The following is a 13,798-nucleotide window of genomic DNA, read 5'->3' on the forward strand; positions in this document are numbered from 1 at the left end:
CTCCGTGTTTTTTAGCTAGGTTTTTACGATACCTAACATAACCATCCACACGCAGCATAGGCGTATAATTCTTAACTTTACATCATGACAATTTACAGAATTTAAGTAAACTCATCCATTCGTTCAATAAGGCAAGATAATTACGGAAGCTACTTCTATCTAATGAACTAAGGATGCTCTCAAATCACGAATTCCATGTTCCAAATAGCCCTTTAAACAAGTTAACATATATACCCAGCCTTCTTTTTGTCCCAGCATTTTGTTTACTGCTTCCGGATCATGTTCATTAATACCTGATTCGTTCACTTCAATAATGGTACTCGTATTTTCAAACTCTTTTAGGGTAAGGCTAACAACTGTTTCTTCATTGGTTTCTTCCCCCCATGAAAATTTGATTTTCTTGTTTTCCTCGATTGTTAATACATGTATTATACCTTCTGCTCCATATTCATCATATCTCAACGTAATGGATTTGCCCTGTTCCCATCTTTCGGAACTCGAGGAGAACCAGAAGTTTCCGATTTTCAAAGGATCTACGATTGCTTCGAACACCTCATTAGCTGGCTTATGTATTTTAAATTTTGTAGTTACTTGCGTGTCCATAACAAAATCAACTCTCCTTCAAATAATTTAATATTTCTTTATCATTATACCCTACGATGCTCTTTCTTATTTTACTAAATTACCAGTTAGTTTAAGTATACCTTGTCACTATCTCTATTTATTTCTCCAACATATTTCATTTCCTAAGGATGATTTTCTTTTTCAATAATATAGTCAAATTATTGGTCAGTTACCTTATTTTCACCATAATAAATCCCTTTGGACAATAAAGAATCCAAAGGGATAGAATTTCGCAACTTTATTGTAACTGAAAAGTTATAGGTAGAAAATTGGCTGTATTAAGGGGAGTCCAATCCGGACATAATACAGCCAATTACCAGCCTAATTAAAATGATAACTTTTAGAGGGGCCACAACTGTTTATTTTTAATAATACCTGTTACAGCAATAACAGAATTTTTTCTTACATCGTTTACTATGATAGTAATTTCCTTGATATCTATCATAGTCTCGGTTATCATAACGTTTATCTTTTCGGCATCTATCATGGTCTTGATTACCATAGTAATCATTTCCCCAATACCAATCATGATGACACTCTTTCTTCTTGTGACAGCGGCACTTACAATGGTCATCGTGTTTCTTTTTACATGGATTATAATTATAACACATAGCTTTATCACTCCTTTCGTATTCAATATACGTAATTTCAGGAAAGGAGATTGGACAAAGCTAATAGTAGATAACACATTTTTCTTCCAAGACAAGTAATTACCATTATTATTTTTAGTCGTAAAAAGCGAGAAATTTATCTTTAAATGATGTGTCTGTCTTATATACTATATCTTCGTTGATTGATTAAGTATTTCAATTATATTAGAAAAAAATATATTGGTCATAATTGTTTTATGGAATGCCTCGCCATAGTTGGTGTTTATATATTTCTAAATCGTGGTTACTAGTTATTTTTAATAATTCTTTAACTCCCCGCACACCTAATTCATGTGCGGTAGCTCAACCGAAGTCAATCGAGGATGTTAATGAGCAGAAATAATTTCTTGATCATCAAACCCAACAATAGAAATATCTTTTATTTTCGTAGATATTATAATTTTATTCTCCTGTTTCCGAAAAACGTTTAATTCTTTCTCCTATTTGATCACGGACGTTTTGGAATACAGCCCATTTTTCCTCTTCATTTCCTTGAGCTTTGGCTGGATCATCAAAACCCCAATGATCACGTTTCACTTGTGGCGGTGTCATTGGACATTTATCCGCAGCATCACCGCATAAAGTGACGACAAAGTCCGCATTATTTAAGATTTCCGAATCAATCATATCGGATGTTTGGTTAGAAATATCAATATTGACCTCTTGCATTGCTTTTACTGCATTTGGATTTAAGCCATGTGCCTCAATGCCCGCACTTTTCACTTCCCAAGCATCTCCAAGATGTTTTTTCGCCCAGCCTTCAGCCATCTGACTTCTGCAAGAGTTTCCAGTACATAAGAAATAAATTGTTTTTTTAGACATAATCATTCTCCTTTTTAAAATAGAATCAATGTTAAATATAAACCTGCTAATGTAATCAATAAGATAGGAAGTGTTAAAATAATACCTGTTTTAAAATAAGTTCCCCATGAGATTTTAACCCCTTTTTGTGATAAGACATATAACCATACTAATGTTGCTAAAGAACCAATCGGTGTAATTTTGGGTCCTAAATCAGAACCGACTACATTCGCATAAATAAGTGCTTCTCGTAACACACCGGATGTATTGGTTTCCGCAATGGCTAAAGCGTCAATCATTACGGTAGGCATATTATTCATGATGGATGACAGAAAGGCTGCAATAAATCCCATACCAACCGTTGCAACAAACAATCCTTGATTAGCCACTGTTTGAATAATACTTGCAAGTGCAGAAGTAAGCCCAGCATTACCGAGTCCATAGACCACTACGTACATTCCAATGGAGAAGAATACAATATTCCATGGTGCACCTTTCATCACTTCTTTTGTATTAACTGCAGCACTGCGTCTTGCCATGATGATAAAGGAAATCGCAATAATCCCAGCAATAACGGAAACAGGTACATGGATAAATTCACTCGTAAAGTACCCAATTACTAATAAACCAAGTACAAACCAGGATAGACGAAACATTTTTAAGTCCTTAATCGCCTCACTTGGTGTTCTCAATTTCGATACATCATAATTTTTAGGGATGTTTTTTCTGAAATAAATTAATAATACCGAAATCGTTGCGATTAAAGAAAATAGGTTTGGAATAACCATTCTTGAAGCATATTCGACAAATCCAATATCAAAAAAATCGGCTGAAACGATATTAACTAAGTTACTGACAATAAACGGCAGGGATGTTGTATCAGCGATAAAACCACTTGCCATGATAAATGGAAAAATCATTTTTTCTTTAAAATTCAAATGACGTACCATTGCAAGCACAATCGGTGTTAGAATAAGTGCTGCACCATCATTCGCAAATAAAGCTGCGACAATCGCACCCAAAATGCTAATATAGACAAACATCCTGATTCCATGTCCTTTTGCAATGCGTGCCATATGTAATGCTGCCCATTCAAACAATCCAATCTCATCTAATACTAATGAAATAAGAATAATGGCGACAAATGATAATGTTGCATTCCATGTGATGCCAATAACTTCAAGTACATCACTAAATCCCACTACTCCTGCGAGTAAAGCAATAACAGCTCCTCCCATGGCAGACCAGCCGATATTTAAATTCTTCGGCTGCCAAATGACCAGGACGAGGGTTAATACAAATATTAAAATGGCGAGTAGAAGTGTTGCTGACAAAATAAGACCTCCAAACCTAACAGCAAGAAATACGTATTCCTTTTTCTTCCAATTGTTTTAATTTATCATCTTGATCCGGTAATTGTTCCAAAATTGGTTCGAGGAATGAATAATACTCACTCTTACTATTAACCGAATAAAATATCCATTGTCCTTTTCTTTCTTCATTCACTAACCCCAAATCTTTCAGTTTGCGTAAATGTTGGCTAATGGACGGTTGGCTCGATTGAAATATTTCAACGAACTCACAAACACAACAAGTCTGTTCATTCATTAATTTCAACATAGTCAGCCTTGTTTTATCACCAAGTAATTTTAAGATCCCGGCAGCCTTCTCCATGCTGATTGTTGTTTGCAGCATCTCGATTCCCCTTTCGCTTCCCTAATGTTATATAATTATATAACTATTCACTTATATATGCAATAAGAACATTTTTTTCCACAGTTGCTGAATGTCCGTACAGGAATTCCCTATGACCTGCTCTCTTCAATTTATTTTAGGAATATCTATCCTCTAATCTTTTAACCACGCCTTCAGAATAAAGTAAAGATATGTAGTAGCTTATTGCTGCTGAAGTATAAATGAATAGACTCCCCCAATCAAAAATTTGAGTGTATAAGTAACTCCTACATTCAAGTACCGCTCAACCTATTACTAGTTCTGCAATTGCATAATTTAAGACGCTCCACCCTTTCACTTGCCTACATAACACAATATTCAAGAATCAATTATTCTTTGACCGCTCTCTACGAATATAACTCCAGAGTCTTCTGACAATTAATCATTAAAAAAATCATGTATAATAGTCTCATACATATTTGCATGCAGCTTTATAATCTAAGAAGTATTCTACAGCAAGGTCATGATGGGACAGTTGCGGGCAGTGAATTCGTCCGGCTTGTAGCTTTAGCAGAGGAAGCGGCATAATATCAATTTATTGAAGAATAAAAACAATCATAGAAAAAGTAGGGGTAATATGACATACGTAGCTGTTTTTGATATCGGAACAACCGCAGTAAAAGGAATTTTGGTGGATAAAGACGTACAGCTTATGGAAGAACATTCGGTTGAGTTAACAACATTGGTCTCCGAAGAAGGAATGATCGAACAACAACCATCAGATTGGTGGGAAGCGGTCATCCAGATTGCATCGCGTTGGTGGAAAAACGGCATTTCTCCTGAATCTGTTCGGGCAATAACGTTTTCCGGTCAAATGGAAGATGTCATTTCCATTAGTGAAGCGGATGCGTATCGCGCTATTTTATACTCTGACATGAGAGCTGGAAAAGAAGCGGAATGGATAACGAAGCAGTGTCCGGAAATTCGCAGTTATACGGGTAATAATGTCAGTGCCTCCACACCACTGGCAAAAATAAAATGGCTGGAAAAACATTCCCCTGACCAGTATGAGAATACAACGAAATTTGTATTTAGTTCAAAGGACTATGTTATTTATAAATTGACTCGAGAAGCAGTCACCGATCCAATCACTGCAGCAACTACGGGAATGATGGATCTTAAAAATCGCACCTGGAACGAGACAATCTATCAAACTTGCAGGGTGGATGAAGATAAATTGCCTGCATTACTAGAAGCAGATCGTGTCGCAGGAACAATCACCGAAGAAGCTAGTAAACTCACCGGATTTTCGACATCTACTATTGTCATCAATGGAACAGGAGATGCGGGAGCAACCACCCTCGGAGCCGGGGCAGTTCATGAAAATGATTGTTATTTTTATATGGGGACAACCGGCTGGCTAGCCATTGTAGAAAAAAATAAAGGACAGTTAGACTCCCTATCAGAAAGTCATTTTAATCTGGCTTTTGTAGAAAAATCACATCGTATATCGGTTGCACCATTACTTAATGTGGGGAATGTTCACCAGTGGGCATCTCAATTGTATATTGACCATCATGTTGCACATAAATATGAAACATTTGAAACGCTAATCGAACAAACGGAACCAGGCAGCGGCGGTGTATTATTTTTGCCTTATTTGAACGGGGAACGGAACCCAATGATTGATCCAAACGCTAAAGGAGCCTATTGGGGAATTACCCCGCATACAGAGAGGAAAGATCTAGCACGAGCAGCCCTGGAGGGTGTCACTTTCTCCTTAAAACAAACATTAGAAATGTATGAGTTAAAGGACCAACGCACGATTACATTAATTGGCGGCGTCTCAAAGAGCAATAACTGGTGTCAAATGATGACAGATATTATGAATCACCCGATTCGAGTTCCGTTAAACAGTGCGTATCTGCCATCTATTGGGGTGGCTTCTACAGCTTTTATCGAGCTGGAATGGTGTGAATCTTATCAGCAATTTGTTAATACGTTTGTTAGAAACATCCCGAGTAAAGATTATACGCCGAATCGAGAAAGAGTGGAAGTTTATGCAGCGCAATATGAAACTTTTAAGAAGTTACATCCTGCGCTGCAGACTGTATATATGTAGGTGTGCTTTTGAGATTATTTTGTGGTTGTTTAGGTCAATCTTTTCCATCAGAAATTAGTACTTGGATAAATTTTATATTACATGCTGTCATCTTGGATTGTAATCGCTTTGAACTTAAATGAATTATTTGATTTGCTAAGTGGGAACAATCTAGTTTTATTTCATGAAAAAACTACCTCCTGTTACTGGTTAAATCAAGTATAGAGGTAGTTCCATTATAATAGAATGCGGTTTATTATTTCCCGCTTTCAAATATATGTTTATCTATAAAGATTGGATCTATGTCAATAATTGGACAATAGAAATGGTGAATTTTTAAATTTCCTACCGCGCTCCGCTTGCTCCCCTCTGTGTTAAAGGAAGGGGAAAGTACGCCCCTTCCTTTAACACGGAGACTAATGACGTTTTCTATGAAGCTATCTTACGCAGATACATTTTCTCATACGCTATTGGTGATATAAATCCAATCGTTTAGTAAATTCGGATAGACAGGGTGCGAATGCTTGGAATTCGTTGTCGCTTTATATTTCTTCACCGTTTTCGAATGCAAGCCATTTTCCTTCATAATACGAGACACTGTTTTTTGGGAAACAGGTGTCCCTTCACTACGTAAAACCTGCGTGATTTTAGGACTTCCATATCTTTTTTTTGACTCAATAAATACACGTTTTATTCAGGCGGTCAGTTTTTGTTTACGGTTAGCTCGATCGCTGACAGGACGATTTCTCCACTCATAATAGCCGCTCTTGGAAACACCTCATACTTGGCACATCTTCTCGACACGAAATTCGTGGCGGTGTTTATGGATAAATGCATAGATTACCTCTACTTTTTGGCGAAGATGCCCATTGCCTTTTTTAAGATAGCTACCTCCTCTTCCAAATCACGGATTCGCTTATCTTTTTCATATTCCACTTGATCTTTGGGACTGTGGTTTCCGCTTCCTACAAAACTATCCTCTTATTCTTCCTTGTACCTGGCTACCCATTTGTGCAGCGTCTGGGGTACTAAGTCTAATTCTCTTGCCACTTCGGTTGCTTTTCTTCCATCTTCCACTACCAATTTTACTGCATATACTTTAATTCTTTATCATATCGTTTTACCAACCTGGACACTCCTAAAGATTATTATATTTAGTATAAAAATCCCCATTTGGTATGTCCAATTATTAGACTAACATCACAATTTCCCCTATTACTTCCTCTTCATACTTCATGTCTTTAAACTCCCTGTTCTCCAGCACAAATGATAGTATTAAGATTCTTAATAGCCAGGCAACTGCAGCATCTACACTCACAGCTCTCCCCACAATAACTCACTTCACCTATCCCCTCAACTAATCCGCAACGGATGCTCCGTCAACGCCGAACCCGTAAGAATATCCGGCCCTTCCTTCCCAACTCGCACCAAGTCTTCCAAATGATACCCCGATTTGGATTCATCATCGATACAAATCGGTTCAATATTAATGACCATATTTTCCTCCAGCGCCTCCGTATTTACCGGGCTAATTACCGGTTCCTCATGTAATACAATCCCCATGTTATGCCCGATATGCGGCATGAAAAAAGGAAGGTTTTTCTTTTGAAATAAATCTTTACATGTAATATATAGATCCCGGAAATATACTCCCGGCTTAACCAAATGAATAATTTCTTGATGAATTTCTGCTAAATGGCTTAATACATACTCCTGTCGCGGTGTTGATTCGCCTACCAATACCGTTCTGGCAACGTCTGAATAATATCCCTTAAACTTTCCTCCAAAATCAACTTTAAGCACATGGCCTGATTCAATCGGGGTATCCTCTGCTAAAGGATGAATGATCTGGCTTCTTTCTCCTGTCCCTATGACTAAAAATTCATGCTTGTCTGCTCCTTGTGCAATCAGCTTGGTAATCATATTCGCAGCAAGCTCCTTCTCTGTTATACCTGGAGAAGCTTCATGAAAAGCTTCCATCATCACATTGGTTGTAACGGTAGATGCATGTCTTAAAATCTCCACTTCTTCCTCGCTTTTTATCGCACGCAGCTGATTAAAAATAGGCTCTGCTGCAACTATCTCCACATTAGGAAGCTTTTGCTTCAGTTCTTCTGCATATCTGTGGGTTAAGTAATCCACTTCAATCGCAATTCGAGCTTTTTTAAGCTGATTCTCTTTTAGAACTTCCACCAAAGTATCAATGGGTGATTCCTGAAACTCCACATAAACACGAATATCCTCTATCCAAGATTCTTTGGACGCTAAGCTCTCTTCAATTCCACAGACAATCAAAGCAGGTTTCCCAGAACGGGGAAATACCGTTAAAGCTAACCGTTCTCTAAGCATCTGCTGTGTAATAATATTTGCACCTGAAGAATATAATACGTTTTCCGGCGATAAACCAATGACTGCTTCAACGTTGGAATGATCCATCAATTCATTAAGTTTTTTCGTATTCATTTTCTTCCTCCTAAAGGTTATTGGCGTTATGCCATATGTTGATTTACTATTTCGTACACAATTTGTAACAACAGCCTTCTAAGAAAGCAGTAAATTCGGCAAAAATATCGTGAGCGGCGGGATATACGCGATAAGCAGTAAAATAATAATCATCGCTAGAACAAACGCCCAAATTTCATTGATTTTTGAAACGCGAACTTTTGCAATAGAGGCTGCGATGTAGAGCTGAATCCCTACCGGCGGTGTGACTGTTCCAATCAGCATGGTGACTACAAAAATCAGCCCAAAATGAATGGGGTCCCACCCGAATGTAGTAACAAGCGGTGTTAATACCGGGATAAAGATAATCATTGCTGCCATTGCTTCAATAAACAATCCGACGAGTAACAACAGCAAAATCACAATTAATAAGATAATATTGGGATTGCTTGTTACATTGGAAATCCAATTGACAATCGTACTTGAAAATTGCTGGTTTGCTAAAATCCATCCGAAAATGGAGGCTACTCCTAAAATAATGATTGGCACGGAAGTCATCACGGTAGCATCCAGGAAAATTTTTCGTATATCTTTTATTCGGATTTCCTTATACACAAATGCTCCAATAATAAAACAATAGACACATGCAATCACCCCAGCTTCTGTAGCAGTAAAGATACCGCTAAGAATCCCGCCTAAGATGACAATCGGAGCAATTAAAGCCCAAAAAGCTTCTTTCAGCTTCTGAATGACCTCGGAAAAAGGAACTTTATTTTCACTTTTGTAATTTCGCTTTTTTGCATAGATGTAAACAATCACCATTTGAGCAATACCAATTAACACGCCCGGTATAATACCTGCCACGAATAGCTCACCAATAGACAGCTCCGTCATGGAACCGTATATCACTAAAACGATACTTGGTGGAATAATCGGCCCAATGGTAGCGGATGCTGCTGTTACAGCCGCACTGAATGAAGCACTGTAACCGTCCCGTTTCATTGCTGGAATCAAGGTGGAACCAAGCGCTGCCGCATCCGCAGAGGCAGAACCTGAAATACCTGCAAAGAACATACTTGTTAATACGTTTGTTTGGGCTAATCCGCCTGTCAGATGCCCAACGAGCGTACGGGCAAAATTAACAAGCCGCTTCGTTATCCCACTTGAATTCATTAGATATCCAGCAAGAATAAAAAAGGGAACAGCCATTAATGTAAAGGAATTAACAGATGCAAACAGGCGCTGCGGGACAATTAATAAAGGAACATCCATCGTGCCAATTAATGCAGCCAAGCTTGCGATCCCCATCGCAAAAGCTACGGGCATTCCTAAAAACATGAATAAGACAAAAATGCTAAATAAGACAAGTAATGTCATCACTTCAACCGCCTTTACTGGTTATCATTCATCTTGACCTGTTAGTATATCTGGAATGACACGGATAAAATTAATCGCCATCATCAAAAAGCCTAAAACGATAGGAAGATACCATACCGCTTGTGAAATGGGCAATGTGCGAATCGTCATATGCATATTTTCAAGAATCATTAACATCCCGAAATAGGAAATGATAAGTGAAAAAGCTGCTGCAACAATGTAAAGAACCACTTTAAGCCTTTTATTCATAACTTCCGGCAGATACTGAATAAAATAATCTACCGCTATGTTTGCATGTCTTTTAATCGCAACCGGAACACCAAGGTATACAATCCATACAAATAATAATCTGGCAATCTCTTCTGCCCACATAAAAGGAGATTGAAAAAAGTATCTGGATATGATTTGCACAAACATGATGCCTATAGCTAATACAAAAGCAGCGACCGTTATACTTTCAAACCACCAATCTATTATGGAGAATCCTTTTCTCAAACGTCGTCACCTACCCCTTTTTCAACAGAATAGAATATGTTGCACTTACCTTTCCTTCTCAATTATTTCAAATACTTCCTCCGCTGCAGGCACACGCTCATTAAATTCATCGTACATCGGCTCTACTCTCTCTCTCCACTTGTCCATTTCATCTATTTCCGTTACCGTCATCCCATAGTCCTCTTCCAATTCCACAATGGCATTTTTATCATCAGGGCGTGTGACTTCTTCATTTGTATAATTAATTCCTTCTTCCGCTGCCTCGTTCAATATATCTCTGTGTTCGTCTGACAAATTCTCGTATACCGATTCATTAATGACTAAACTAATGGTTCCGAACATATGCTGAGAAAGAAATAAATGATCCGTTACTTCATGAAAATTCATATCAATGATGCCCGAAGCTGGTGACTCCATTCCATCCACTACACCAGTTTGAAGCGCAGTATACGCCTCTCCCCATGTTACCGGTGTCGGGTTGGATTCCAGCAGTTCAAACATTCGTGTCCATACCCATGATTCCGGCGACCTTAAAGAGAGACCTTTCATATCGTCTAAACCGTCAATCTTGTAGTTTTCAGTCGTTATCATATGACGAAACCCTAAATGCATATAGCCCATCACCCGAATATTGCTGCTTTCTAATAAACTGTCACGCAATAGTTCCCCTGCTTCACCATTTAACGAACGGTCTGCATGGTCCCAGTCATCGAATAAAAACGGCATGGTTTCAATACCAAAAAGATCAGAATAGTCATCCATCAACCCCGGGGAGATAACAGACATATCCATGGAACCCATATTAATGCTTTCAATAGCCTCCAGTTCTTCCCCAAGCTGTCCGCCTGGGTAAACACTAATTTCTATATCCCCGTCACTCTTTTCCTCAGCTAACTCGGCAACCTTATGCGCTAATTCATCCACTTGGCTATTTGCCGGGTGATGGTGACCTAATTGGATACTCACAGCCCCGCTTTCTCCGGCCGCTTTTTCCGTAGTATTCGATTGATTACACCCAACCAGAAGCACTAATGCTAAAAATAATAAAATTGCTATATGTTTTATATTTTTCATTAGTTTCATCCTTCTTTTTTCTGAATTTTATGCCTATCATTCTCATAAGAATTCTCTTTCTGAAGATACTTGCTTTAAAAGCTTGCAAAACTAGAAGCTTCAAGTTTTTCATAATACATACTTATTCAGTTTCAGGTAACCCAACAAATTAACCGCTTACATTTTCGTGTTGAAAATCTATTTTAATTTTTAAAGCCTCCCTCCCCTGTTTGTTGTAATAAAAATATCAATAGCTAACAATGTACCTCCCCTCCGTTGGTACGTTTATTAGTACCACATTTCTAAGTAGTATATGCTAATTTTTTTATATAGTCAAATACTTTTTTATCAGGTGGCCACCCAAATGGAGAAAAGAATTGTTATCAAAATTAAAGATTTGCTTATGAAAAATAACATTTCCTTAAGAGAACTATCTCGTTTAACAGACATTCGACATGCAACATTGAGCGAATTATCCAATCATAAAAGAGAAAATATTAATTTTCAACATATCGTAAAGATTGCGGATGCTTTAGATATTGAGGATATTAGAGAGATTATTGATTTGGTGGATGAATAAACGAATATGGCATTAGATAAAATAATTCATACTAGAAAAAGGTAGGTCAGAGTTAAGATATGGGATTAAAAGTTCTTACATTAATAAAATTACCGTACACACTTAGAATGAAAGAAAGCAAAGAAATTATTGCTAAATTAAAACCTACAAATGAATTTTCACAATTTAATATTACCTTTTATCCAAATTCACAAGATTATGAGGAATATTATAACCCCCATTACCCGAATAACAGTTGTTTGTTTATTGAAATAGAAGCTGTAACAGAATTATATGATGCTGGAAACTATAAAGTGTATGATAATAATGATTATTATCATACACTTGAAGTACCTGAAGAAAATAGAAAGTTAATATTTGAAATGTTAAGAAAAAAATTAAACTCATATTTACAAGCTCTCAATGAACACACAAAAATGTTTTGGATAGAGGATCTACCTATGAATCCACTAAGTAGTACTATAGGGAAAACAAATCAATTTATGTTTTTAAACGCTAATCAAGAAGTAAAAACAAGCTCTCGATTTTGGTGGAAAACGCTAGATGATTATCAAATAGAGTTGGAGGCTATCGGGCGCTCTATTTATTCTATAGATGAATCTATTGTAAACAAGTGTGACCAGCTACGTGTTTTAGGTCATCCATGGAGGACTCATTTAAACAAGGCGAAGGTAGCCCTATTTGAAAGTCAGTTTAATGAGTTTATTATTTATTGTTCAATCGCTTCTGAATCATTCATAAAACAACTCACAATGCCTAAAATTTATGGGCTAGAAAACGATATCATACTAAAAAAATTAGTCAGAACTGGTAACAATAAAATTGTAGATTCATATTATAATGTTATTCTAAAATATATATTTGGAAAGAGTTTAGAAGATGTTAATCCGAATCTTTATAAGGGTATGAATACCTTATACCAATTTCGAAATGCATTAATGCATAATGGAGAAATAAGCAAAAAAGAATTAAAAAAAGCTGGATACCAAGATGAAGAAGATTTGACTTTTAGCATATGTAAAAATATGTTCGAAAGCTTAGACGAAACTTTTTCAACAGTTTTAGAAATAATGGAAAGTAAGATAAAATAACAAAGGGTAATTTGTAGTATTGCCTGATAAATTAAGACCAACTATTAGTGAAATATAACAGAAATTCTTTTCAATTCAATTATTTCACATATTCTCCAAGTTGTTGTTAAACTGAAAATAGAGAGAAACGATATATTACTTAACAATAATTCAAGGTGATGGATATGTTTTCATTTTCAGGTCAATGAATTTCATAATTGCTCTTTTTAAAAATTAATAATTATGCAGCTGGTTGTTGTTGAATAAACTCCGCATTGATACGATCTGTAGCTAATTCGGAAGCATTATATAAATCAACTAGTAATCATAACCATCGTCCATCATATCATAATGAAGAGTTGTAAGAGGAAGATGTTAGTTTATTCCACTGTTACAAATAAAGGACCTTAGATTATTTTTTATATTGTAAACGTGTTAACACTGTGTGGTAAATTCTTTAATAAGGAAAAAAGTATACAATGACCATAATCATGAGAGAAGTAAAAATAAAATAGAAGCAATTTTTGTCACTTATGCTTTTACTAACCCCTTCCAATACATGAGCATGTATTCATATTACAAACATAAAGATGCCCTTGAGATTTCTCATACTGAATCTCAAAGGCGTTCCTACTACTCAACCATTTTTCAACCCATAATACTCCACATACTAATTCGTAAACTGTTGCAAATCTTCCTCAATCTGAGTATTGCGGACAGAGTGAGCCAGCAGTGCGGAGGTTTGAGCCACTGTTTGCGGACAATAGAGCCACTGAATGCGGGTAAGAGAGTCACTATCAAAAGACAGTCATACGTGCCTAAGTTAGTACAAATTTAGTAGTCCACCACCATTGACTATAACTTTTATCCGTGTAGTAGAACTATCGCAGGCGTGCCATAAATAATGCCTAAATGGCACACCTGCTCAAAT

13 protein-coding genes are annotated in these 13,798 nt (G+C 36.8%); 3 read left to right on the forward strand and 10 right to left on the reverse strand.

Annotated features, from left to right (window positions below; translation table 11 throughout):
* Nucleotides 1-159: 159 nt before the first annotated feature.
* The 5 genes from MKY65_RS20400 to MKY65_RS20420 form a co-directional block, all read right to left on the reverse strand.
* Entirely contained in the window at nt 160-603 is a 444-nt protein-coding gene (locus tag MKY65_RS20400) for an SRPBCC family protein (RefSeq protein WP_332094433.1), read from the reverse strand.
* 361 nt (nt 604-964) lie between these two features.
* Nucleotides 965-1,198, reverse strand: coding sequence for a hypothetical protein (locus MKY65_RS20405; RefSeq protein ID WP_339180142.1), 234 nt, complete (start codon nt 1,196-1,198; stop codon nt 965-967).
* 478 nt (nt 1,199-1,676) lie between these two features.
* The gene (gene arsC, locus MKY65_RS20410) at nt 1,677-2,096 is read right to left on the reverse strand and encodes an arsenate reductase (thioredoxin) (RefSeq protein ID WP_256705135.1); all 420 of its coding nucleotides are present in this window, start codon (nt 2,094-2,096) and stop codon (nt 1,677-1,679) included.
* 14 nt (nt 2,097-2,110) lie between these two features.
* The gene (locus MKY65_RS20415) at nt 2,111-3,409 is read right to left on the reverse strand and encodes an arsenic transporter (protein WP_339180144.1); all 1,299 of its coding nucleotides are present in this window, start codon (nt 3,407-3,409) and stop codon (nt 2,111-2,113) included.
* A gap of 16 nt (nt 3,410-3,425) precedes the next feature.
* The gene (locus MKY65_RS20420; protein ID WP_339180145.1) at nt 3,426-3,770 is read right to left on the reverse strand and encodes a metalloregulator ArsR/SmtB family transcription factor; all 345 of its coding nucleotides are present in this window, start codon (nt 3,768-3,770) and stop codon (nt 3,426-3,428) included.
* A gap of 616 nt (nt 3,771-4,386) precedes the next feature.
* Between MKY65_RS20420 and MKY65_RS20425 the strand changes: the two genes are divergently transcribed.
* A complete protein-coding gene (locus tag MKY65_RS20425) occupies nt 4,387-5,871 on the forward strand; it encodes an FGGY family carbohydrate kinase (RefSeq protein ID WP_339180147.1) in 1,485 nt (494 codons plus the stop codon).
* A 1,168-nt stretch (nt 5,872-7,039) separates the two neighbouring features.
* On the opposite strand, the gene MKY65_RS20430 is transcribed toward MKY65_RS20425, so the two are convergent.
* The 5 genes from MKY65_RS20430 to MKY65_RS20450 form a co-directional block, all read right to left on the reverse strand.
* Nucleotides 7,040-7,168 carry a hypothetical protein gene (locus MKY65_RS20430; RefSeq protein ID WP_339180148.1) on the reverse strand — a complete coding sequence of 43 codons (129 nt, stop codon included), beginning with the start codon at nt 7,166-7,168 and terminating at the stop codon, nt 7,040-7,042.
* A gap of 35 nt (nt 7,169-7,203) precedes the next feature.
* Complete coding sequence (locus tag MKY65_RS20435; protein ID WP_339180150.1) at nt 7,204-8,313, reverse strand: Xaa-Pro peptidase family protein; 1,110 nt, start codon at nt 8,311-8,313, stop codon at nt 7,204-7,206.
* A 78-nt stretch (nt 8,314-8,391) separates the two neighbouring features.
* Nucleotides 8,392-9,669, reverse strand: a complete 1,278-nt coding sequence (locus tag MKY65_RS20440; RefSeq protein ID WP_339180152.1) for a TRAP transporter large permease — start codon at nt 9,667-9,669, stop codon at nt 8,392-8,394.
* A gap of 24 nt (nt 9,670-9,693) precedes the next feature.
* On the reverse strand, nt 9,694-10,164 hold the full coding sequence (locus MKY65_RS20445; protein WP_339180155.1) for a TRAP transporter small permease: 471 nt from the start codon (nt 10,162-10,164) through the stop codon (nt 9,694-9,696).
* 45 nt (nt 10,165-10,209) lie between these two features.
* Nucleotides 10,210-11,238 (reverse strand): TRAP transporter substrate-binding protein, encoded by a 1,029-nt coding sequence (locus MKY65_RS20450; protein WP_339180158.1) that lies wholly within the window; start codon nt 11,236-11,238, stop codon nt 10,210-10,212.
* 343 nt (nt 11,239-11,581) lie between these two features.
* On the opposite strand from MKY65_RS20450, the gene MKY65_RS20455 reads away from it, so the two are divergent.
* Both MKY65_RS20455 and MKY65_RS20460 read left to right on the forward strand, forming a co-directional pair.
* The gene (locus tag MKY65_RS20455) at nt 11,582-11,797 is read left to right on the forward strand and encodes a helix-turn-helix transcriptional regulator (protein WP_339180160.1); all 216 of its coding nucleotides are present in this window, start codon (nt 11,582-11,584) and stop codon (nt 11,795-11,797) included.
* 59 nt (nt 11,798-11,856) lie between these two features.
* A complete protein-coding gene (locus tag MKY65_RS20460; protein ID WP_339180162.1) occupies nt 11,857-12,888 on the forward strand; it encodes a hypothetical protein in 1,032 nt (343 codons plus the stop codon).
* Nucleotides 12,889-13,798: the final 910 nt, after the last annotated feature.

It is taken from the genome of Oceanobacillus sp. FSL W7-1293 (genome assembly GCF_037969815.1).
Classification (GTDB): Bacteria; Bacillota; Bacilli; order Bacillales; family Amphibacillaceae; genus Oceanobacillus; species Oceanobacillus oncorhynchi.

Coding starts and splice junctions, on each gene's coding strand:
- MKY65_RS20400 (WP_332094433.1), bottom strand. CDS start 603: ATGGACACGCAAGTAACTACAAAATTTAAAATACATAAGCCAGCTAAT.
- MKY65_RS20405 (WP_339180142.1), bottom strand. CDS start 1,198: ATGACCATTGTAAGTGCCGCTGTCACAAGAAGAAAGAGTGTCATCATG.
- arsC (WP_256705135.1), bottom strand. CDS start 2,096: ATGTCTAAAAAAACAATTTATTTCTTATGTACTGGAAACTCTTGCAGA.
- MKY65_RS20420 (WP_339180145.1), bottom strand. CDS start 3,770: ATGCTGCAAACAACAATCAGCATGGAGAAGGCTGCCGGGATCTTAAAA.
- MKY65_RS20425 (WP_339180147.1), top strand. CDS start 4,387: ATGACATACGTAGCTGTTTTTGATATCGGAACAACCGCAGTAAAAGGA.
- MKY65_RS20435 (WP_339180150.1), bottom strand. CDS start 8,313: ATGAATACGAAAAAACTTAATGAATTGATGGATCATTCCAACGTTGAA.
- MKY65_RS20440 (WP_339180152.1), bottom strand. CDS start 9,669: ATGACATTACTTGTCTTATTTAGCATTTTTGTCTTATTCATGTTTTTA.
- MKY65_RS20450 (WP_339180158.1), bottom strand. CDS start 11,238: ATGAAAAATATAAAACATATAGCAATTTTATTATTTTTAGCATTAGTG.
- MKY65_RS20455 (WP_339180160.1), top strand. CDS start 11,582: ATGGAGAAAAGAATTGTTATCAAAATTAAAGATTTGCTTATGAAAAAT.
- MKY65_RS20460 (WP_339180162.1), top strand. CDS start 11,857: ATGGGATTAAAAGTTCTTACATTAATAAAATTACCGTACACACTTAGA.